This window comes from Nocardia sp. CA-290969, from assembly GCF_050936135.1.
GTDB lineage: Bacteria > Actinomycetota > Actinomycetes > Mycobacteriales > Mycobacteriaceae > Nocardia.
Genome location: NZ_JBNJNJ010000001.1, coordinates 3,238,453 through 3,260,441 on the forward strand (window position 1 = coordinate 3,238,453; position 21,989 = coordinate 3,260,441).

The 21,989-nt window shown below is 64.8% G+C and carries 20 protein-coding genes; 6 read left to right on the forward strand and 14 right to left on the reverse strand.

Features of this window, described 5'->3' with window-relative positions; all coding sequences use genetic code 11:
* Positions 1–97: 97 nt before the first annotated feature.
* Both ACQEVO_RS14595 and ACQEVO_RS14600 read left to right on the forward strand, forming a co-directional pair.
* Positions 98–535: an FGGY-family carbohydrate kinase gene (locus tag ACQEVO_RS14595; RefSeq protein WP_432913255.1), complete on the forward strand. Its 438-nt coding sequence runs from the start codon at positions 98–100 to the stop codon at positions 533–535.
* The gene (locus tag ACQEVO_RS14600; protein WP_432913256.1) at positions 528–2,861 is read left to right on the forward strand and encodes a beta-glucosidase family protein; all 2,334 of its coding nucleotides are present in this window, start codon (positions 528–530) and stop codon (positions 2,859–2,861) included. The genes ACQEVO_RS14595 and ACQEVO_RS14600 overlap by 8 nt, the downstream gene beginning before the upstream one ends.
* A gap of 54 nt (positions 2,862–2,915) precedes the next feature.
* On the opposite strand, the gene ACQEVO_RS14605 is transcribed toward ACQEVO_RS14600, so the two are convergent.
* From ACQEVO_RS14605 to ACQEVO_RS14615, 3 genes are all read right to left on the reverse strand, one after another.
* Positions 2,916–3,101: a hypothetical protein gene (locus ACQEVO_RS14605; RefSeq protein WP_432913258.1), complete on the reverse strand. Its 186-nt coding sequence runs from the start codon at positions 3,099–3,101 to the stop codon at positions 2,916–2,918.
* A gap of 373 nt (positions 3,102–3,474) precedes the next feature.
* Complete coding sequence (locus tag ACQEVO_RS14610; protein WP_432913260.1) at positions 3,475–4,128, reverse strand: cysteine hydrolase family protein; 654 nt, start codon at positions 4,126–4,128, stop codon at positions 3,475–3,477.
* Complete coding sequence (locus tag ACQEVO_RS14615; protein WP_432913262.1) at positions 4,125–5,249, reverse strand: alcohol dehydrogenase catalytic domain-containing protein; 1,125 nt, start codon at positions 5,247–5,249, stop codon at positions 4,125–4,127. The genes ACQEVO_RS14610 and ACQEVO_RS14615 overlap by 4 nt, the downstream gene beginning before the upstream one ends.
* A gap of 132 nt (positions 5,250–5,381) precedes the next feature.
* On the opposite strand from ACQEVO_RS14615, the gene ACQEVO_RS14620 reads away from it, so the two are divergent.
* Positions 5,382–6,191, forward strand: coding sequence for an IclR family transcriptional regulator (locus ACQEVO_RS14620; protein ID WP_432913263.1), 810 nt, complete (start codon positions 5,382–5,384; stop codon positions 6,189–6,191).
* 34 nt (positions 6,192–6,225) lie between these two features.
* Here ACQEVO_RS14620 and ACQEVO_RS14625 read toward each other — a convergent pair whose 3' ends face one another.
* From ACQEVO_RS14625 to ACQEVO_RS14655, 7 genes are all read right to left on the reverse strand, one after another.
* Complete coding sequence (locus ACQEVO_RS14625) at positions 6,226–8,052, reverse strand: acyl-CoA dehydrogenase (protein ID WP_432913265.1); 1,827 nt, start codon at positions 8,050–8,052, stop codon at positions 6,226–6,228.
* 85 nt (positions 8,053–8,137) lie between these two features.
* A complete protein-coding gene (locus tag ACQEVO_RS14630; RefSeq protein ID WP_432913267.1) occupies positions 8,138–9,055 on the reverse strand; it encodes an intradiol ring-cleavage dioxygenase in 918 nt (305 codons plus the stop codon).
* A complete protein-coding gene (locus ACQEVO_RS14635; protein ID WP_432913269.1) occupies positions 9,052–10,125 on the reverse strand; it encodes a maleylacetate reductase in 1,074 nt (357 codons plus the stop codon). Before ACQEVO_RS14635 ends, ACQEVO_RS14630 begins: the two co-directional genes overlap by 4 nt.
* Positions 10,119–11,345: an FAD-dependent monooxygenase gene (locus ACQEVO_RS14640; RefSeq protein ID WP_432913271.1), complete on the reverse strand. Its 1,227-nt coding sequence runs from the start codon at positions 11,343–11,345 to the stop codon at positions 10,119–10,121. Before ACQEVO_RS14640 ends, ACQEVO_RS14635 begins: the two co-directional genes overlap by 7 nt.
* 19 nt (positions 11,346–11,364) lie before the next feature.
* On the reverse strand, positions 11,365–12,915 hold the full coding sequence (locus ACQEVO_RS14645) for a class I adenylate-forming enzyme family protein (protein ID WP_432913273.1): 1,551 nt from the start codon (positions 12,913–12,915) through the stop codon (positions 11,365–11,367).
* Between the two features lie 14 nt (positions 12,916–12,929).
* A complete protein-coding gene (locus ACQEVO_RS14650) occupies positions 12,930–14,399 on the reverse strand; it encodes an aldehyde dehydrogenase (protein ID WP_432913274.1) in 1,470 nt (489 codons plus the stop codon).
* The gene (locus ACQEVO_RS14655; protein WP_432913276.1) at positions 14,396–15,250 is read right to left on the reverse strand and encodes a p-hydroxycinnamoyl CoA hydratase/lyase; all 855 of its coding nucleotides are present in this window, start codon (positions 15,248–15,250) and stop codon (positions 14,396–14,398) included. The genes ACQEVO_RS14650 and ACQEVO_RS14655 overlap by 4 nt, the downstream gene beginning before the upstream one ends.
* Before the next feature lie 118 nt (positions 15,251–15,368).
* Between ACQEVO_RS14655 and ACQEVO_RS14660 the strand changes: the two genes are divergently transcribed.
* Entirely contained in the window at positions 15,369–15,833 is a 465-nt protein-coding gene (locus tag ACQEVO_RS14660) for a MarR family winged helix-turn-helix transcriptional regulator (RefSeq protein WP_432913278.1), read from the forward strand.
* 125 nt (positions 15,834–15,958) lie between these two features.
* Here the strand turns inward: ACQEVO_RS14660 and ACQEVO_RS14665 are convergent, their stop codons facing one another.
* From ACQEVO_RS14665 to ACQEVO_RS14680, 4 genes are all read right to left on the reverse strand, one after another.
* Positions 15,959–16,747: an ABC transporter permease gene (locus tag ACQEVO_RS14665; protein ID WP_280399758.1), complete on the reverse strand. Its 789-nt coding sequence runs from the start codon at positions 16,745–16,747 to the stop codon at positions 15,959–15,961.
* Positions 16,732–17,433, reverse strand: coding sequence for an ABC transporter permease (locus tag ACQEVO_RS14670; protein ID WP_432913280.1), 702 nt, complete (start codon positions 17,431–17,433; stop codon positions 16,732–16,734). The genes ACQEVO_RS14665 and ACQEVO_RS14670 overlap by 16 nt, the downstream gene beginning before the upstream one ends.
* Before the next feature lie 104 nt (positions 17,434–17,537).
* The gene (locus ACQEVO_RS14675; RefSeq protein ID WP_432913282.1) at positions 17,538–18,386 is read right to left on the reverse strand and encodes an ABC transporter ATP-binding protein; all 849 of its coding nucleotides are present in this window, start codon (positions 18,384–18,386) and stop codon (positions 17,538–17,540) included.
* Between the two features lie 24 nt (positions 18,387–18,410).
* Complete coding sequence (locus ACQEVO_RS14680) at positions 18,411–19,481, reverse strand: ABC transporter substrate-binding protein (RefSeq protein ID WP_432913284.1); 1,071 nt, start codon at positions 19,479–19,481, stop codon at positions 18,411–18,413.
* 362 nt (positions 19,482–19,843) lie between these two features.
* Between ACQEVO_RS14680 and ACQEVO_RS14685 the strand changes: the two genes are divergently transcribed.
* Positions 19,844–20,761, forward strand: a complete 918-nt coding sequence (locus ACQEVO_RS14685) for a PaaX family transcriptional regulator (protein WP_432913286.1) — start codon at positions 19,844–19,846, stop codon at positions 20,759–20,761.
* Positions 20,762–20,785: 24 nt separating this feature from the next.
* Positions 20,786–21,949, forward strand: a complete 1,164-nt coding sequence (locus tag ACQEVO_RS14690; protein ID WP_432913288.1) for a CapA family protein — start codon at positions 20,786–20,788, stop codon at positions 21,947–21,949.
* The last annotated feature ends 40 nt before the right edge of the window (positions 21,950–21,989 follow it).

Consider the following 21,989-nt stretch of genomic DNA (forward strand, 5'->3'; position numbering starts at 1 on the left):
GCAGCGCGCCGCATCCACCCGGCACCGAGATCGACCCCGAACACTGGTGGGGCGCACCTATGCGACAGGTTCGTTGTCCGGGATGACCACGTCCACGATGACACGAACGAATTATGCCCGCGCGGCTGTCGAGGGCTTGGTCTGTCACATGGCCGACGCGGCCGAATCCCTGCGCCGCCGACCGGTGCCCGTCGACCGCGTCGCCCTCATCGGAGGAGGCGCACGATCGGCCGCGGTCCGTGAGATCGCTCCCTCGGTACGCGAGGTGCCCGTCGATGTACCGCCGCCGGGCGAGTACGTGGCCGACGGCGCGGCCCGCCAAGCCGCGTGGACGCTGCTGGGCGGCGCCCGCCCACCGAATTGGGCACTGTCGGAGGTCCAGATTTTCACCACACCGCCGGCACCGGAAGTGCTCCGCCGCTACCGGAGCACTGCCACGCAGTACGCCTCATACAGCCGAGACCGGCAGCCACATCAATCGACAGGTACCGACTCCCCGTTACATCCAGTGAAGGAATTGAGGACCGATGACTGACCACGACAAGCCCGGCGACTACCGCAGCGATGACCTATCCGACCGTGTGAACGACCTGGTCGATCGAATGACGTTGCGCGAGAAGCTGAGTCAACTCGTCGGCTTCTGGCAGACCGTCGGCCCCCCGGTCGCACCCGGGCAGGATCTCCTGCACACCGAGAGGGCGGCTTTCGAAGACTTCGCCCAGCACGGTCTGGGTCAGATCACCCGCCCTTACGGTTCCCGCCCGGTCGAGCCGGATGAAGCTCGTGAGGTGTTGATTGCCCGACAGCGTTGGCTTCGCGAGAATACGCGCCTCGGCATCCCCGCCATCGTCCACGAGGAATGCCTCACCGGCCTGACCGCGTGGAAGGCAACGATGTTCCCGGTACCCCCCGCTTGGGGTGCGTCCTTCGACCCTGACCTGATCGAGGAGATGTCACGCGGCATCGGCAACACCATGTCCACGCTCGGCATACATCAGGGCCTCGCACCCGTTCTCGACGTCATCCGCGACCAGCGCTGGGGACGGGTGGAGGAGTGCATTTCCGAGGATCCCCATGTTGTCGCCACCATCGGTGCGGCCTATATTCGCGGTTTACAGTCCGCCGGCGTGATCGCTACCCTCAAACATTTTGTCGGCTATTCGAACTCGCGCGGTGGACGCAACACCGCACCGGTCCACGCTGGGCCGCGCGAGATGGCAGACGTACATCTACCTCCGTTCGAAGTCGCGATCAAGGACGCGAGTGCCAGGTCGGTGATGAATTCCTACGCCGAGATCGACGGGGTCCCCGTCACGGCCGACCCGTTCTACCTGACCGAAATCCTGCGCGACGATTGGGGTTTCACAGGCACGGTGGTCGCGGACTACTTCAGCGTCGTATTCCTGCAGGCCTACCACGGCGTCGCCGCGGGCCTGGAGGATGCGGCGGCGCAAGCGCTTGCCGCCGGTATCGACGTCGAATTGCCACAAGGCGTCGCATATCTCGATCCAGTGGTCCGCATGATCGAAAACGGGGGCCTGGACGAGAAGCTGGTCGACCGTGCTCTTCGCCGCGTGCTGCGGCAAAAGGCGGAATTGGGCATGTTGGACGATGATTACGATCCAGATCCTCGCCGGCCGATCGAAATCGACAACCGCGCCACGCAGACAATCGCGCGGCGCATAGCTGAAGAATCCATTGTTCTGTTGAGCAATGACGGAGTTCTCCCCCTCGATCCCGCCAGTTCGCAGCATATCGCGGTCATCGGACCGAACGCCGATACAACTACAGCCCTCTTCGGCGGGTATACCTTCGCCAATCACCTACTACAGAAGTATCCCGAGGTTCCGCTGGGCGTAGATGCCAAAACGGTCCTCGAGGCGATAACAAGCGAATTCCCTTGTGCTGTAATCGACTATGCGCACGGTACCGGCGTCAACGACGACGACCGTACCGGCATTGCCGAGGCGGCGGCATTGGCAGCGGATTCAGACCTGACAGTACTCGTCCTCGGCGACAGGGCGGAGATGTTCGGTGGTGGCACCTCGGGCGAGGGTTCCGACTCGATCACCCTCGACCTTCCCGGTGCACAGCAGGAACTCGCCGGTGCGGTCCTAGCGGCGGGCACCCCCACCATCGTTGTATTGATGACCGGACGCGGCTATCAAATCTCGCAGATTCTCGACAACGCCTCCGCCGTTCTGCAAGCATTTTTCCCTGGGCAGGAAGGCGCGGGCGCGATCGCCGGCGTGCTCAGCGGCGCGGTGAACCCGTCGGGCCACCTGCCCATGAGCTTGCCGGGACCGGGCACCGTCCAGCCTTATAGCTACCTCCACCCGATCCTCGGAGGGAAGCCCGCCTACAGTCAGATCAGCTCTGTCGACCCTACCCCCGCCCTGCCATTCGGACACGGGCTCAGCTACACCGAGTTCCAGTACGGGCAACTGAAATTCACCAGCAACGAGGTTGACGCGACACAGCCGATCCAGTGCTCGATCGATCTGACCAACAGCGGCGAGCGCACGGGGGCGGATGTCGTCCAGCTGTACGTCCACGATCCGGTCGCCTCTGTCACCCGGCCGCTCGCCCAGCTTGTGGGTTACGCGCGCGTAGCGCTCGAACCAGGCGAGACGGCGACAGTCGGTTTCGACGTGCCTCCTCGCCAGTTCTCCTTCACCGGTCGGGATGGACGGCGCATCGTCGAACCGGGTGAACTACGGGTCAGCGTCCGACGATCACTGACCGAAGTGGTCCAGGAGGTATCGGTGACCGTGACCGGCCCAGCACGGGAGGTACCCGGCACCGAACGGCGTCTGACCGACGTCGAAATGGTCGCGGCACAATCGACTTCATCCGGGTAGCGCACACGCCTTCTCGGGTTCGGCCCGAACCCGAGAAGGCGTCTTCGCCATCCGTCAAGCGTACGCCGCGGCACCTTCGACCTGGAACGATCCGAGGCCGGGTACTTCCGCAATCTGGAGCGGCGCATCGCGCAGCTCGGTGAACTGGGCATACAGGCGGACCTGATCCTGTTTCACGTATATGACCGGTGGGGTTTCGCTGACCTGGGACCATCGATCGATGAGTGCTACCTCCGCCATGTCGTGAGACCAACACCATATGCACTTGCGACACACAGGGAATCGCGGCAAGCGCCGCAGCCTTCAGGCTCATTTCGGCGGCGACGCCGTCGATTGAAACAGCGCCAGGCCAACAGAGTTCCCGCGAGCAAGGCTATGCCGCCCGCTTGATCACCGATCGGCTGAATCCATCCCCGGCGTCCGCACGTACCTCGTCTTCGCTCTCGAAGCCAGTATTGCGTACTACAAACAGTTCGGTTTCCGGCGCGCCGAGCTATTTTCGCTACCGATCGGTCAGAGACCTACCGTATGGCCGATGACCGTCAACTGCCCGGGAGACACAACAGGTTCAGACGGTGAGTCGGCCTGCCCGAGCAGTCGACGACGGGACTGTTCAGCGCGACCTTCCCACAGGGACATATTCCCCATTGTCGGTGAGTGCCTCGATGATCCGGCCCGTGGTCGCGACGCGTCCGAGCAGTTCGAAGGTGGCGAGTGTGGCGTCGTGCGCGGCGTCGGTGGCGGCGGCACACGCGTCGGAGGCGATCACGACCTGATAGCCGAGATCGGTCGCGCTGCGGGCGGTGCCTTCGACGGTGACGTTGGTGGCGACGCCTGTGAAGACGAGGGTGTCGACCCCTGCGTGGCGGAGAATCGAGTCCAAGGGCGTTGTGGCGAAGGCTGAGGTCCCGGGATGGCTGACGATGGGCTCGTCGGTCAGCGGGGCCAGCTCTGGGATGATCTGTGCGCCGGGTGAGCCGTCGACGAGTGCACCCAGATCCACGATCGCTTGGTTGAGGCCGGTGTTGAGGATCAGCTCGGGGTAGCCGGGGATGAAGGCGGCCCGGGCGAATACTACGGGCGCCGAGGCCGCACGGAAGCTGTCGAGCAGTCTGCGGGTGGTGGCGACAACATCGTGGCGTTGCACGGACTCGGCGAAGAAGGGCGCGAAGGCGCCGCTGGCTGTGACGATGTCGCGCTGCCAGTGAACGTTGACCAGAGCTGTACGGGAAAGGGTGAGGGAAAGAGGTGATTGCTGTTCGGTCATCGGCCTGACCGCTCGGCCGGTGTGATGAGGAAATTGCTGAATCCGCCGTTGCGGGCGGCGACGCCGCCGATGGCTTCGTTGACCTTCGTCAGGGGGTAGATGATGTGTTCGAAGATCGAGAGATCGAGCAGCCCCGCGTCGGCCATCGCGGCCATGGCCTGGCCTTCGCCGGCGGAGAACCAGCAGGAACCCAGCAGTTGTAATTGCTGGTCCATGATGTGATGGACGTCGATAGGCACCTCACCGGCGGTGGCGCCGATGTTGACGGCGCGCCCGCCGCGGCGCAGCGACTTCAGCCCCTGCTGGAAAGGCTCGTGCGGTGCGCCGGGGCCAAGCGCGTCGATGTGGACATCGACTCCACCACCGAGGGTTCGGTGCACCCAGGAATCGATGGCGCCGTCGAGAGTGGAGAAGGTTCGGATCCGGCCGGGCGCCAGCGCCTCGACTCGGGCGAGCAGGTCGCGATCACGGCCGGTGCCCAGGATCGTGGTCGCGCCCATCGCCAGGGACAGCAGGGCAACGCCCAGTCCGAGTGTGCCGCTGATGCCGTTGATCAGGACGGTGGTGTCGGTGCCGACGCGGGCTTTGCGCAGGGCGGCGTATCCGGTTCCCAGGTAACCGAATCGGGCCGCTTGTTCGAACGAGATGCTGTCGGGCAGTTTCACCAGGGAGTACTGGGGTGCGATCATGTATTCGGCGAGACCACCGTAGGGGTAGCGGTCGAGCAGGCGCGGCGCGGTGGCGGTGAAGCCGAAGTAACCGGAGAACGCGTAGCTGGTGCAGTCGTTGTGTTCGCCCCGGCGGCACGACAGGCAGTCACCACAGTAACGTCCCGGGTTGACGTACACACGGTCGCCGGGGGCGAACCCGTGCACATCCGATCCGACCGAGTCGACGACACCTGCGGGGTCGAGTCCGAAGATCGCCGGCAGCGCGGGCAGCGGATTCTGCGGGAACCAGGTGGTCCAGTTCTGCAGAATGTTGGCCAGGTTGGGCACGATGTTGCAGGCTCGGACCGAGACCCGTACGTCGTGGGGCCCGGGCTCGGGCACAGGCACCTCGTCGAGACTCATCGGATCCCCGACGTGATGCATCCGAGCGGCCAGCATGGTTCCTGCCATGGTGTTTACTCCTTGGAAATTCATGAGACGGCGTCGCTGCCGACTTGTTCTATATAAGACTCTCTGATGTGATCGCTGCCATAGGATTTCTGTCCAGTGGGAAACTGGTTGTATCGGCTGCGAAGGAGGACCATGTCGGGCCGCAATACTTCGCCGGGACGGTCGGTGACCAGCAAGATGTTCGCCATCCTGGAGGTATTCACAGGTGAGCGCACCGAATGGTCGCTGTCGGAGATCGCCCGCGCCAGCGGGCTGCCTACCAGCACGGTGCACCGGCTCATTCAGGAGTTGGTCGAGTGGGGCGGCCTCGAACGGACCAGCCGAGGTAACTACCGCGTGGGAGTGCGGCTGTGGGAGGTCGCCGCTCGCAGTACCCGCACCTACGGCATGCGCGAAACCGCATTGCCGTTTCTGCAGGGATTGTGGGAGATGACCCACGCTCACGTACTGCTCGCGGTGCTCGACGGTACCCAGGCCATTCTGGTCGAGAAGATCAGTGGAACGCGAGACGTTCCGCCCGTCGGCCGGGCCGGTGGCCGCTTGCCGTTACATGCCAGCGCGGTCGGCAAGGTTCTACTCGCATATTCGGGGCCGGACCTGGAGCGGGAGATCCTCGGCAAGCCGCTCAAGGCATACACCGCTCAGACGATCACCGACCCCAACGCTTTGCGGCACGAGATCGCCCGAGTGCGGCGCAGTGGTAGCGCGACCTCCGTCGAGGAGTTCACTCCGGGATCGGCATCATGCGCTGCCATTGTCACCGGCCCGCCCGAGATCGGGCCGGCGGCGGTATCGATCCTGGGTACCCCGCGCACCCGGGATCTACGCGAAATGACGCTCTTGGTTCAGTCGGCAGCTCGGGGGCTGACCTACGCCTTGAACAACACCACACCGGCAAACCCGATTACTCCGCGGCTGCCCAGGCCGTGGGCCGACAGCTGAGTCCGAGCACGTTCGGGACCCGGCCTGGTGGGGTTCAGAATGCCCCAGCAGGTAGGTCGCGCAGCTCGCCGGTGGTGTTCTGCATCGCTTGCAAGGTGGTCGGCAGGCCGATGAGCACTGTTCGGGCGAACCAGGAGCCTGCTTCGACCTTGCCCTGGTAGAACGGGCGATCACCGTCTTCGGCGTTGTCGAGCCGGCGGTGAGCGATCTGCGCACTGCGCAGCAGCAGCCAGCCACACAGCAGGTCGCCGAGCGCGAGCAGTAGGCGGGTGGTGTCCTGTGCCGCGAGTTCGCGTTCGGTGTCGTTGCGGTCGTTGCCCCAGCGGGTGGTGAGCAGGGCGACCATGCCGCGCACCGATTCGATGGCGGCGAAGAGAATGGCTCGTTCGTGAACGAAGCGAGTATCAGCCGCCCTAGTGGTCTCGACCATCTCCCCCAGTATGCGTTCCAGGGTGGCACCGTTGTCGCGCAGTATCTTCCGGGAGAACAGGTCCAGGCCTTGGATTCCGGTCGTGCCCTCGTAGAGGGAGTCGACCTTGGTATCGCGAACGTATTGCTCGAGCGGATAATCCGTGAGGAATCCCGAGCCACCGAACACTTGCAGGCACTCCTGCCCGAGGACCCGCCAGGCAGTCTCGGCGCAGTATCCCTTGATGACCGGGAGCAAGAGTTGGTGGCATGCGTCGGAGTCGTGGTCCGTTTCGCCGGCGGCGCGTGCGGCCTCCACCTGGTCCTGTTGAGAGCCGGTGTAGAGGATCAGCGCGCGCATCCCTTCGGCGTACGCCTTCTGAGTGATCAGGGACCGGCGCACATCGGGGTGTTCGATGATGGGCACGGGGTCGGCGGTGTCGCCGACGAGGCGGCGTCCCTGTACCCGGGTGGTGGCGTATTCGCGGGCGTTGAGGTAGCCGGTCGACAGCGCGGCGGCCGATTTGACGCCGACCAGCATGCGCAGATGCTTGATCAGCTCGAACATCTGCCGCAGTCCGGCATGCGTGTCACCGAGCAACCACCCGGTTGCCGGTGAGTCGGCCCCGAACTCGACCTCACAAGTCGGGCTGCCATTGAGGCCCATCTTGTGTTCCAACCCGGTGACCACGACACCGTTGCGGTCACCGAGCTCTCCGGTTTCCGGGTCGAAATGGAATTTCGGGACCACGAACAGCGACAGTCCGCGGGTGCCGGGCCCACCAGCCCCTTCGACGCCGACCGGCCGCGCCAGGACCAGGTGGATGATGTTGTCGGTCAGATCATGATCGCCGTAGGTGATGAATCGTTTGGTGCCTTCGATATGCCAGCTCCCGTCCGGCTGCGGCACGGCGCGAGTGCGCCCGGCACCGACGTCGGAGCCCGCGTCGGGTTCGGTGAGCATCATGGTGACCATCCAGCGGCGTTCGAGGATCAGTTCGGCGAGCCGCCGTTGAGATTTGTTGCCCTGCTGCCACAGCAGCCGGACGACCTGAGGGACAACGTTGAGGCCCTGCGGGATTGCCGGATTCGCACCGAGCATCAGCTCGGTCACACACCACCGCAGCGTAGGCGGAGCGTTCTGTCCGCTGATCTCCGCGGGTAGGTCCAGGTCGAGCCAGCCGGATTCGAGGTACTCGGCGGCCGCGGCGCGGTATGCCGGTGGCAATCGCACGCTATGGGTTGCCGGATCGAATGTGACCGGGTCCCGGTCGGTGTCGGAGAAGGTCCGGGCGAGCCGGTCGGTGGCATAACGTGCCGCTTCGGTGAGAACCGCTGTGGCCGCGGAAGGGTCGACGTCGGTGAAGGGTGCGTGGCCGTAGCGGGACCGGCCATCGAGCAGATCGAACAGCACGAACTGCATATCCCGGATATTGCTGTGGTAGTGACTCATCGGCCTTTTCTTTCGTCCACCGAGCCGGACGAGCGCTCGGGCTTTGCGAGACTTGTGCAGGAAGGAGCGGTTGGTGCCGCCGGTGTCAGCGAGGGGTGTCAATCGCCGAGGGGGCGGCCGTATCCGGTGCCAACCGGATATCGAAGCGCACCCGCGTCCAGGGAGCTCCGGAAAGATCTCGTCCATCCGGAGTCGGGGTGCCGGCGGGCATGGATTCGAAATCCTTCACCAGTGAGTCCCGTACGCCGAAGACCGTATCCGAGTCGAGGAGCGCATCGGTGCGGTCGAAGATGTGCGTGACGAGAGTGCGGTACCCCTCGGCGCTGACCATGAAGTGCAGGTGGCTGGCTCGCATCGGGGAACGCCCCGTTGCTTCGAGCATCCGTCCCACCGGACCGTCGTGCGGGATCGGGTACGGGGTGGGCCGCAGCCCCCAGAATGCGTACCGGCCTTCGGCGTCGGTGTACAGATGCGCGCGTGCGGCGACTCTCCCGTCGTCGTACTGCACATCGTAGAAGCCATCCTCGTCTGCCTCCCACACCTCGATGCGAGCGCCGGCGACGGGGTTGCCCTCGGTGTCGGTCACCGTGCCCTCGGCCCAGCACGGTTCTCCTGGAGCGCCGCCGGAGATATCGCCGCCGATAGGTATTTGGGGTGCGTCCTCGACGAAGAAAGGCCCGAATACCGTGGCTTCAGTGGCGTCGCCATAGGCCTCGTTGTTGACTGTCACGGTCTGCATCGAGGCGCCGAGGACATCGGAGAGCAGGATGAATTCCTGGCGCCTGTCGTCGGTGATGTGCCCGGCCGCGGTGAGGAACTCGATCGCGGTCTGCCACTCCTGCTCGCTGAGACGAACCTCGCGGATGAAGGCGTGCAGGTGGTGTACCAGAGACTGCATGATCAGCCGTAGACGCGGGTCGGTGCACGAGTCGAAGCTCGCCACCGCCCGGTCGGTGAGATCTTGTTCCCGCCGGCTCTGCTCGGCGCCGGAATCGGTCGTCATGGCTTCACCTCCGAGGTCGGTATGTCGCCTGCCCAGGCGGCACGCAGCAACCGCGCGAGATCGTCGGCACTGACCTCACGTGGCGTGTTCTCGGGCACGACGGGAAGAATCAGCTGCGCGGCCTCGTCGATCGCGGCCGCATCGAACCCGTAGTCTGCGAGAGCCAGCGGAGCATCGAGTACTTCTCGTAACCGATTCAACCCGGCGACGGCGTCGCTGCTGCCGAATGCGGCGGCTATTCGTTCTGCCGCGGCCGGAGCCGCGGGTGCCAGGTATGCCAGCACATGGGGCAGGATCACCGCGTGGGTCTGCGCGTGGGGCAGGTTGTAGGCGCCGCCGAGCACATGGCAGATCTTGTGGTGCAGACCGGAACCGGCAGAAGAGAACGCGACCGCCGACAGGTATGCCCCGTACAGGGTCTGTTCACGTCCCGCGCGGTCGCGTGGATCCTTCTTCACTGCCGGCAGCCCGGTACTCAGCGCCCTGATGCCTTCGGTGGCCATGGCCTGATCGATCGGGTCGGTACGTGGCGCCCACATGGAATCGACGCAGTGGGCCAATGCGTTGAGGCCGGAGGCCACCGACAGTTCTACCGGCAGAGTGTAGGTGAGGGCCACGTCGTAGATCACTGTCACGGGCAGGACTCGATCGTCGACGCCGGTGGTCTTGCGCGCGTTCTCGGTGAGGCCCCAGACGTTCGTGGCTTCGGAGCCCGCGTAAGTGGTGGGAATCGCCACGATCGAAATACCGGTGCTGAGCGCGACCGCTTTCGCCAGTCCCGTTGCCGACCCGCCGCCGATGCTGACCACGAGGTCGATTCCGTGCTCGGCACTGAAGCGCCGGGCGTGTTGGGCTGTCTCCAGCGGAACGTGTGGGGCGACGCGGTCATAGATCAACGCCTGGGGCAGGCGAGCAGCCAGCTGCGTTGCCCGCGTGCGGTCGGACGCTTCGGCGATGATCATGATCGCGTGGGCGTCGAGCCTGTTCACTTCCGCAAGGAGGTGATCGGCTGCCTGTCCCTCGCCGAAGAGCACGCGTTGACCGAGGGTCCGGTGGGTGAAGGTCAGCATTGTGCCAGTGCCTCCCGGGCTGCGGCTTCGGCGTCATAGCCGTAGATCCATCCACTGCGTACAAGGGCATCTCCCGCACCGAGTTCGGCGTCTCGCCGCTGCTGGTCGGCACCGTCGGGCAGATGGTTGATGTCTTTGCGTTCGTGGCTGAGCTGTTGCAATCGGCCTGCCCGGGGGATCCTCAGTTGTTCATAGACAGAGAGAGCCTTCTCGGGATTTTCCGGTTCGCCGGCCAGGCATTGAGCGAGCGCGGCGGCGTCTTCGATGGCCTGCACTGCGCCCTGGGCGAAGAAGGGAAACATCGGGTGGGCGGCATCGCCGAGCAGGGCCACTCGACCGCGGGTCCACCGCGACAGCGGGGCTCGGTCGAGGAGGGCCCATCGGCCGGGAGTACCCGCGTTCTCGATCAGTTTCAGCAGGCGCGGGTCCCAGCCGTCGAACTCGGCCAGCAACTCCTCGACGGTGCCCTGGCTGCTCCAGGACTCGTCGGTGAAGTCCCCGGCGGGGGCGAACGCCACAATATTGATCTTGCGTCCCCCCGAGACGGGGTAATGCACCAGGTGATGATCGGGCCCGATCCACAACGTTTGCACGGGGCGGCGGCTGAACTCGGGGGCGGCCTCGGCCGGAACGAGTGCGCGGAATGCGCACATACCGGAGTAGGTCGCGGGAGCGGGCGCGGTGATGTGCCCGCGGATCGGCGAGTGTACGCCGTCGGCACCGACGACGACGTCGGCCTCGACGGAGGTGCCGTCCTCGAAATGGACGCCGACCTTGTCGGTTCCGGCATCGATTCCGGTGCAACGCTTGCCGAGGTTCAGCAGGCCCGGTGGTACCGCTGCCCGGATGGCTTCGAGCAGATCGGCACGATGGCTGACATACGCGTTCTCACCGTACAGCTGGGCACAGCGTCCGCTCATCTGCTCGGACGACAGTACCGAGCCGTCCTGCCAGCGCCGGAATTCCCAGGCGGTTTCGAGTTCGACGGCGGTGTCGAGGAATCGGTCGAGATGACCTAGCCGGCGCAGCAGCCGCACCGCGTTCGGGGAGACGACCAAGCCGGCTCCTACCTCACCGAGCTGCGGTGCCTGCTCGTACACGGCGACATCGATTCCGGCTCTGTGCAGAAAAGCGGCAGCCGCCAGGCCGCCGATGCCGCCGCCCACGACGACGACGCGCAGCGCGCCGCCGGATCCTTTTTCGGGTACGGAAATGCTCATCGGGTGTGCGCTTTCTCGGTCAAGGTGTGTTCTCGGTCGGCTCGGCCAGTGCGCGCCGCAGCAATTTGCCCACCGCGCTGCGCGGCAGCTCCGATCGTGTCTCGATTGCGCGCGGGATTTTGAACTTCGCTAAGTGCGGCTGCAGAAAATGCCGCAGATCCTCGAGGGTGACCTCGACGTCGGTGACGAGCACGGCCGTGATCACCTCGCCCCATACCGGGTGGGGTCTTCCCACCACGGCTGCCTCCCGGATCCCGGGATACTGGGCGATCAGGTGCTCGACCTCAGCGGGATCGACGTTCTCACCGCCGGTGATGATGGTGTCCTTGGACCGCCCCGTAACCCACAGGTCACCGTCCTCGTCGAGGTATCCGCGATCCCCGGTGATCAGCCACTCCCCCGCGAAGGCGTCCGCGGTGGCCTCGGTGTTGCGCCAGTATCCGGAGGCCAGGTTCGGGCCGCGCACCCAGATGTCCCCGACCGTGCCGGTAGCACAGTCGATACCTTGCGGAGAGACGATGCGCAGATCGGTCAACAGCGCCGCTGGTCCCGAGGATCCTGACTTCGACGAGCCCTCGTCGCGCCTGCGGAAACTGACCGACGGGCCTGCCTCGGTCATGCCGAAGCTCGGCAGTACCGGCACCCCTCGACCGGACCACGTCGCCACCAACGCCGGAGGCATCGGCGCCCCACCGCCGAGGACCCACCGCAAGCTCGTCAGGTCGGCGAGGTCGAACCCCTCGGACCGAGCCATCAGTGCCAGCATCGACGGCACCGCGAACATCGTGGTTACCCGATGCCGGTGTATCTGGTCGAGACAACGGCGCGCATCGAAACCGCGATCGATCACCACCGTCCCGCCCTTGTACAGCGTGCTGACTGCCAACGTGTTCAGTGCGGCGGTGTGGGACAGGGGCGTGTTCACCAGCGTGACATCGTCGGAAACGATATCGAGACCCAGGAGCGTGTTGAGACTGTTGAACCACAGCGCCCGATGGCTGAGGATCACCCCCTTGGGACGGCCCGAGGTACCCGAGGTGTAGACGATCAAGGCGGGATCTTCGGGATCGGACCGATGGACGTCCACCACCGTGTCGGCACCCGCCGGAATCACGTCCAGCGAGGTGCCGCTAGTGGGTGCGAGCAGATACAGCGCAGTGTTGGGACCGATATCGCCGGCGAGGCGATCGGCCGTCTCTGCGGACACCAGCACCACCCGCGCGTCGAGGTCGTCGACGATATGGGTGAGCTCCTCGACGGTGGAGGCGACCCCCACCGGGGCGAACACGGCCCCGAGGCGGGAGCAGGCGTAGAGCGCCACCAGCATTTCGGGACGGTTCTCCGAGAAGCACACCACGCGGTCACCCGGAACGACTCCGCGCCGGCTCAGGAACTGCGCCGCCGCGTGAATGCGATCACGCAGATGGCCGTAGCTCCAGCACCGGTCCTCGTGCACGATTGCCACCCGGTCGGGCTGACGTTCGGCTCGACGCTCGATGAGCTCCCCGTACCGGGGCACCATCGCTGCGAACGGGTTGTCGCCCGGCGCGGGGGCAGTGCTGTGTGTCATCGCAATGTCTCCACTCAGATCGGGTAATGACGATGCTCGGAGGAGACGGTGACCCAATGCAGTTCGGTGAACTCCTCGAGCGAGGCCTGCGAACCGAACCGGCCGTACCCGCTGGCCTTGACACCGCCGAACGGCATCTGTGCCTCGTCGTGGACCGTTGCTCCGTTGATATGGCAGATACCGGAGTCGATCCGGCGGGCCACCCGCAGCCCGAGGTCCGTATCGGCGGTGAACACCGCAGCGGACAACCCGTACTCCGAATCATTGGCCACGTCCACCGCTTCGTCCACACCGTCGACAACGATGATCGGCGCCACGGGGCCGAAGGATTCCTCACGGTAGATCCGCGCATCGGATCCGACTCGGTTCAGCACCGTAGGCGGGTAGAACAAACCATCGGGTTCACCGCCGGTGAGCAGCGTCGCACCGTGCGCGACTGCGTCCTGGACCAAAGCATGCACATGGTCCACCGCGGCCTCGTGGACGAGAGGACCGAGCTGGGTCCCCGGATCCTGCGGATCGCCGACAACGAGCGCCCGGGCGCGCGCGGTGAGCTTCGCGGCGAAGGGTGCGGCCACCGCACGGTCGGCGATGATCCGCTCGGTGGACATACAGATCTGGCCCTGGTTCATGAACGCCCCGAACGATGCGGCGGCGGCGGCTTCGTCGAGGTCGGCGTCTGCCAGCACCAGGAACGGTGCTTTGCCGCCGAGTTCGAGCACCGAGCGGGTCAAGTGCCGGCCCGCCAGCTCACCGATTCTGCGTCCGACGCGGGTCGAGCCGGTGAAGTTGACGCACCGCACGGCCGGGTGCGCGATCAGTGCTTCGACGACTTCGGGGGCGTCCTCGGCGGCGTTGGTGATCAAGTTGACCGCGCCGGCCGGGGCGCCGGCGTCGACGAGGCACTGCACGATGGCCGCGTGGGTGGCCGGAGTTTCCTCCGACGCTTTGAGCACGACGGTGTTGCCCAGTGCCAGCGGCATCGCGATCGCCCGGACTCCGAGGATGATCGGGGCGTTCCACGGCGCGATTCCTACGACGACGCCCAGCGGCTTGCGCTCGGCCAGTGCGGTCATCCCCGGCACATCCGACGGAATCACCTGCCCGACAGTGGAGTAGACCTGGGCTGCGGCCTCGCGTAGCATGCCGGCGCCGAGCTTGACGTTGAAGCCGCACCACGCGGCGGCCGCGCCCATCTCCTGCCCCATCGTCGCGGCGATCTCCGCGCTCCGTTGCTCGAGCAGTTCGGCGGCGCGTTCGAGAATCGTCCGGCGGGCGGCCGGGGCCAGCCCGGCCCATGCGGGGGCGGCCTCGGCCGCAGCGGTTGCGGCGCGGATGGCGTCGGGGGCTGTTGCGGCGGCTACCCGGGCGATTTCGCGTCCGGTCAGGCGTTGAGACTTGACGAAAAAGCGTCCGTTTTCCGGGGCGGTCGCAGTACCACCGATATGCAAGTTCACCGTGACGGCGTGAGTTGTGCTGGTCATCGGCGTGCTTCCTGATCAGAGTAGGTCTCCAAACCGGGCCGGTAGGTCTTGGTATCGAGGAACTCGGTCATACCCTGTTCCCGGGCGTCGGCGTCGAACAGGATCGCTTGGTCATGCTTGGCGTACAGGAAGTCTTCGGCCGCCTCCCACGACATCAAGCGCGAGTGCCGGAAGCCGATCTTCGTGCAGCGGACCACCCACTGGCTCAGCGACGTCAGTTTCAGGGCCAGTTCGATGGTGCGTTCGCGCAACTTCTCCGCTGGTACGGCCTCATTGACCAGTCGCATCTCTGCGGCGCGGCGGCCGTCGAACGGTTCACCGGTCATGATGTGGTACATCGCGTCGCGAGTGGGGATGGTTTCCGCGAGGGCCCGGGTCACGAGATTGCCCGGGGTGACACCCCAATTGACTTCCGAGAGCCCGAAGGTCGCGTCCTCGGCGGCGATTGCCAGATCGCAGGACACCAGCGGGACGAAGGCACCGCCGAAGCACCAGCCGTTGACCATCGCGATGGTCGGCTTCGTGAAGTTGTACAGCTTGCGGAACTGCCAGTTGGTGCCCTCGCCACGTACCCGGTGCTGCACAGCGCGCGGTTTACCGTCGGTTTCCCGGAAGTACTCCTTGAGATCCATGCCCGCGGAGAACGCTTCACCGGCACCAGTGAGGACCACCACCGCACACCGCTCGTCGTCCTCGAGACGATCCAACGTGGCGAACATTTCCCGGTTCAGCGTCGGGTTCATCGCGTTGCGCTTGTCGGGCCGATTGAGACTCACCCACGCGATGCGGTGTTCGTCGAATTCAACCGTGACCGTGTTACCCCACGGCTCGTTGTCGGTGTCGATGGTCATCAGTTCTCCCTGAGGAACTCGGAACGGTCGCCGGCCGGGTGCTCGATACGAGGACCACCCCGGCATGTAAGAATCTCTGATATCGAAACATATCAGTGACTCTGATAACCTGTCAATCGTGAACGGAGACTCGGATGACGAGGAGTTCGGCGCTCACCCTGCCACGGGACCGCGCGTGACCTACCTGGTGAAACGCCTCGAATCCGCGGTGCGCCGCGACCTCGACGACGGACTGCGGAACCATGGGCTCACGACACCCCAATACGCCGCACTCAGCATTCTGGGTGTACATCCGGGGATGTCCTCGGCCCAGCTCGCCCGCCGAGCCTTCGTCACTGCACAGTCGATGCAGGTCATGGTGGCCGGGTTCGTCCGGTCCGGCTACGTCGAGCGTCGGCCACAGCCGGACAATCAGCGCATTCTGTGCAACTATCTGACCGACGCAGGGCGCGACGCCCTCCGCAAGTGCGAACAAGCAGCCGACACCGTCGAAAAGAAGATGCTCGACGGGCTCGACACCGCGGCGGTTGCCGACCTGCGGGAGGCCCTCGGACGATGCGTCCACAATCTCGCCGGCAGTTGACTCCGCAGCCCGCCACCAGGATGAACGCCCGGGCAAGCTGAGCCCATGGCCGCCACAAGAATGCCCCGCGTCACCCCCTCATCGGGTTACGCGGGGCATTCCCATGGGCCGCGGCCGGTGCTACGTCACGTCACCTGCCATCGCGAGAACCGCTCCTGGACCAGCCGCAGGAGTTGGTCCACCACCACCGCGACGACAATGGCTGCCACGGTCGCCGCCCAGACCATATTCACGTTGAAACTGTTCTGGCCGCGCACCATGAGATACCCGAGCCCTGAACTCGCCCCGGTGAATTCGGCAACGATGGCAGCCTGGATTGCGAAACCGAAGGTGATACGCGCGGATGTGCCTACCCACATCACCGCTGCGGGCAGCCGCGTATCTCTGATGACCTGCCAGCGATTCGCGCCGAGAATCCGGGCATGGTGCCGCACATCGATATCGACATCGGCCACACCCGCGGCCGTGCTGACGATGATGACGAAGACGATCACGAAGGCGACATGGACCATGCGGGAACCAACCGAGTATCCCAGTGCCACCGCGAAGAAAGGGTAGAACACCAGCCGGGGGAAGCCCTGCCAGAAGGAAACGAACGGCGTGATGACCTTGTTCACCGCGTCGAAAGTGCCTGCGATCGTGCCGATGACGATTCCCGTTATCAGGGCCGCGAGGTACCCGGCGACGGTAACGAACACGGTCACGAACGTATTGCTGACAAGAGTGCCGTCTGTGAGCCACCCGGTGAGCGTGTCGAGGATCTTCGATGGTGTCCCGACCACGAACGAGTCGATGACACCGGCTCGCACCGACCACTCCCAGCCCAGCAGTACTGCAACCACGAAACCGATCTGGGAAGCGACGAGGGCCGCGGTCCGAATTCCCCTGCGGTTCTCGGTCAGAACAGCCGCCATTGGGTGTACCTCCGTTCCAGGACGGACAATGCCTTGTCCGCTGCGAGCGAGATGAGCGCGATCACCACGGCAGCTGAAACCAGCAGTTCGGGCATACCGAGAATGTTGCCTCGGGACAGATAGGACCCGAGCCCGACCGACCCGGCGAGGTACTCGGCGACCGCTGCCCCGAGGACGGCCCAGATGGCAGCCAATCGCAGGCTGGTCATCAGCCACCCGGTCACCGCCGGGATGTACACCGAGGTCGCCAAGGCGGAGCCGCCGGCACCGAGGATCCGCGCGTTCTCGGCGTAGACAGGGTCGATCGTCGACAGACCGTTGAACACGTTGAGGTAAACGATCAGGAAGATGAGGGATGCTACGAACAGCGCGGCCGACGTCGTCCCGATTCCGAACCACAGGATGAACAGCGGCGCGAGCGCGATCCGCGGAATCGCGTTGGCTACGACGAGAAATGGCGAAAGGAAACGGCGCACCAGCGCGAACGGCCACGACAGCGCGACGCACAGGCACGCGGCCGAAACACCGACCACGAAACCGATCGCCGCATTCGTCAGCGTCACCACTACATCGCTCCAGAATTGCGCGTCGGCAACCCAGGACAAGATCTGTTCCGCGACCATGGCCGGCGACCCGATCAGGGGTTCGGCAGCAGGTGACAGGCTCACGACCGCCTGCCAACCCACGAGGAGTACCACCCAGAGGAGCACCCGAGCGGCGGGGATCCATAAGGACCTCCGGGTCGCCTTCAAGGCTTCCCCGGAATCAACAACTGTGGCGGTGGTTACGGTCACGACCGACCGCCCGTACGGGGAAGGACGACCTGTTCTCGCAGGTCATCCCAGAGCTGGGAGTGTATTGCGGTGAACGCGCTGTCGAACCGCAGTTCGAGCAGGTTGCGCGGGCGGTCGATCGGCACTGTGCGATCTGTCAGCACTGTGCCGGGCCCGCGTGTCATCGTGACGACTCGGTCGGCGAGGCCGACTGCCTCCTCGAGATCGTGCGTGACGAAAACGACGGTCTGGCGTGTTTCCTCCCAAAGCGCCAAGAGGTCGTTCTCCATGAGGTTGCGGGTCTGCGCATCGAGCGCGCTGAACGGCTCGTCCATGAGGAGAACTCGCGGTCGCAGCACGAGACTGGCAGCAATCGCAACACGCTTGCGCATTCCGCCCGACAACTGGTGCGGGTAGGAGTTTTCCGACCCTTCGAGACCGACTCGGCTGAGCCATCCACGCGCTTCGTCGTTGGCTTCCTTCTTCGGCGTGCCACGATAACGGAGGCCGAGCGCAACATTCTGCACGGCGGTCCGCCAAGGCAGTAGTGCATCACGCTGGAACACGAAGCCGACGTCGGGATGTGGGCCCTGGCGCGCGCCGACCGAGGTTCCGAGCACCTGCACCTCACCTGAGTGCGGTGGACGCAGTCCGGCGATCATGTACAGGATGGTCGACTTGCCGCATCCCGATGGACCGACAATGGTGACAAACTCACCATCTCCGATGGACAGGTTGACATCTTGGACCGCGGTCCGGACTCCGTTCTTTGTGGCGTACGCCTGCGTGAGATTGCGCAGTTCGATCGCAGCAGTGCTGCTCGCCTCGCTCCGCTCAGCAACGCTCGATTCGCGGGTGGAGAACATGGTTTACCTTTCGTATCGCGAAAACTACGCAAGTCCTGCAGGCGTTTGCACGCCGAGCCGGCCGTATGCCTCTAGTACGTATTTGTTGTCGAAGGTGCCCGGTTCGGGCTCGTAGCTGTCCGGCACGACATCGACCAATTTCGCGCCGGTGACCGTCTGCTCGATCTCCTCCGCCGAGAAGCCCCCCGTGGCCCGGGTGAAGCCTGACTGCGAATATTCCCACTGCCGGTTCCAGGTCGACCCGACGGCCTCCTTGAACCCTGCGGGCATATCGTTCAGTACCTCGTCGGCGGACGTCGAGGCACTGATCTCGGCCAGCTCGGAGACGATCGATGTCACGACTTCCTGGGTGAGGTCCGGATGGCGCTGCAGGAAGCGTGGTGATGCGGTGAGTACCGAGTTGAGCTGGTGCGCGATCGGCAGCGAATCGTCTGCTTGCGGGTTGGACACCAAGTAGGCCGTGCCCGATTCGACCGCTTCCGCGGAGTTCGCCGGCGAGGTGGACAGGATATCGGCACGATCGGAAGCAAGCATCGCCTGGGTTTCCGACCCACTTCCCAGCGGCATGCGTTGTTGGTCCTCCCATACCAAACCCGCATCCTCGGCGGTCAAGCGAGCGCTGATCTCGGAGATCGAGCCGACGCGGGTGAACGCCCAGCGCTGGCGATCGAACTTTGCCACGTCGGTGTTGTTCTCCCGTTGGAGAGCGCTGCGGGCGATGACCTGCTGAGAAGGGCCGTCGAACATGTTCATCAACGGCACCAGCGCACCACCCTGCGCGTTCACTCCGAGAACCGAGCTGCCGGGCAGGATAGCGATGTCGACGGAGCCACCCGCCAGCGCGGCCACCAGGTTGGAACCCGAGGGAATCGTCTCGATGGAAAGTTCGATCCCGCGCCGCTCGAGGACCTCGGACAGCGCGCCCGCCTCACCCGTCCCGGCGTAGAAAGCAGCGAAGGTTACGTCGCTGGAGAACAAACCGACCCTCAGTTCGTCGGGGTCCTCCCCCGCGTTCGTGCTCGCGCAGCCGGTCAGTGCTACCGCAACCGCAGCAGCAACGCCGGCGATGGCGAAGCGGGTTCTCGAATTCGGCATGGGTACTCCTGAATGGGGATGTGACGTGGATTACGCCGAGATGAGCATATATTCGCAGTCTCCCTAACGGTCGTCAAGTGTCATGACAAATATTCTTGCGTAAACCGCAGTTCACCAGGGAAGACACCATGTCGCGGCGGCCGCAACGAACCGCAAATGTCACCTTGCTTGACGTTCGACACTTCAGGTGCGATTCTTTTTCCGGGTGCTGAGAGCTGCGTCACCTACCTATCTGCCAGCGGCACCATCCGTGCCACCTACGTCCGCACCCCTCCGTCCCATCTTGTCCACTACACCTCCACTAAGCAGGAACGAAGTGCCGGCATCGACCGGGACGGCGTGACATCAGAGAGGAATCGACCGTGGCAGAACACGCGGGCTCGCAGGACCTCCTGGTGACCCTGCTGGGCACCTACTTCTTCGGGCAGCGCAAGCCGATCCCGTCGGCATTTCTCGTTCGCCTCCTGGAGGAGTTCGACGTCACCGAGATCGGGGCCCGCAACGGATTGAGCCGGGTGACCAGACGCGGACTACTCGAGGTGAGCAAGCCCGGCCGGTCGACCTATTACCGGCTCTCCGACAGCGCACACGAGCACCACGCCGAGAGACTCAGTGAAATCGTCGACTTCGGCGGTCGGGCCACAACCTGGGACGGCACTTGGTCGATCGTGATGTTCTCCGTCGCGGAGAAGAATCGCTCGCAGCGCCACCTGATCCGGCACCGCCTCGACGCGATGAGATTCGCGACTCTGTACGACGGCGTCTGGGTCAGGCCCGGGCCACCGCCTACGCCGCTGAAGGCCACTCTGGAGTCCTTGGAACTGCAGAAGGCCACGGTGATCGCCGGCGCCCGCATCGAAGAACACTTCGGGCTCGGTGACCCCATCCGCGCCTACTCGTTCGAGCACCTGGAAGAACGCTACAAGAGCTTCATCACCACCTTCGCCCCCTTGCTGGAGCGAGTCGACGTCGGCACGGTCGGTGCCGCGGAAGCACTAGTCCAGCGGGCACGGGTGATGCAACAGTGGCGGTTCTTCCCCGATCACGACCCACTCCTACCCCCAGAGATCCAGCCACCCCAGTGGCCGCTACGACAGGCCCGCGACATCTTCGTGGGCATCTACGACGGCTTGGCCGAACTCGCCGACCTCCGGTTCCGGCAACTCCTCGACGAATACGAACCAGCACTTTCCACCGACGTCCGCTCCCTCAGGAGCGCAGAAATCCGCCTCATGGCGATACCGGCAAAGGAAATGGGCCCGCTGACCGGCATGCCCTGACCAATCGAGAACGAAGGACATCAGATGACCCGATCGGCAGAACAACAGCACCACGGCACCGCGGTCGTGCTCGCGGTGGGCGATATCGGCCCGGACCGCGACGATGCGGGAGAACTGTTCGAGCCGACCCGAGAACTGCTCCGCGCCGCGGATATCACCTTCGGCCAGTTGGAATTCGTACTGGCCGAGAGCGGGGAACGGTTACCTCAGGTGCGTCACACGGTCAAAGGTGATCCAGCGGCGGCTCGAGCACTGGCCGACAGCGGATTCGACGTGATCTCCTTCGCCGGGAACCACTGCATGGACTTCGGGGCCCGAGCAATGCTCGAGACGATCACAAACCTGCGTGCTGCGCACCTGCACCCTGTCGGGGTGGGGGCGAACATCGACGAAGCACGACAACCTGCTGTCCTACCCGCCTCCGGCGGCGAGGTGTCGGTGCTCTCGTACAGTTCGATCCTTCCCCACAGTTTCTGGGCGACCGAGAACCGGCCGGGCTGCGCTCCGATGCGAGCCTTCACTGTCTACGAGCAGGTCGAGCACGATCAGCCCGGTACGCCGGCGCGCATTCACACCTTCGCCCATCGTGACGATCTCGCGGCGCTGCGCGCCGATATCGCCCGGCAGAAGTCGGCAGGCCGGTTCGTCATCGCCTCGTTCCACTGGGGCATCCATTTTATTCCCGCCGAGATCGCCGATTACCAGCGGGACGTGGCCCGAGCCGCCGTGGATGCCGGCGCGGACATTGTCATCGGCCACCACTCACACATCCTGAAGGGCATCGAGATCTACAAGGGTGTTCCGATCTTCTACAGCCTGGCCAACTTCGCGATGGACACGAGGATCACTCCGGAGCATGTCGCGTCGAAATCGTTTCAGGAGATTCTGGCCCTCAACCCCGAGTGGGTTCCCAACTACGAGTCGACCTTCAACTTCCCCCCGGACTCCCGCAAAACGATCATCGCGAAGTTCGTCATCACAAACGGCCGTCTTACCGACTACGGGTTCTTCCCGGGGTGGATCAACGACAACTCCCAGACCGAACAGATCGCACCCTCCGATCCCCGTTTCGCTGATGTCGTGGACTACATGACAACCGTCACCCGACAGGCCGGGCTGAGCACAGAGTTCCGGACGGACGGAGATTTCGTCCGGCCGGAAGCCGTTAGCGCACAGGCCCAGTCGTGACCCATTCGCCGACGGCCCCGGTCACAGCCGAGCTGGCCGA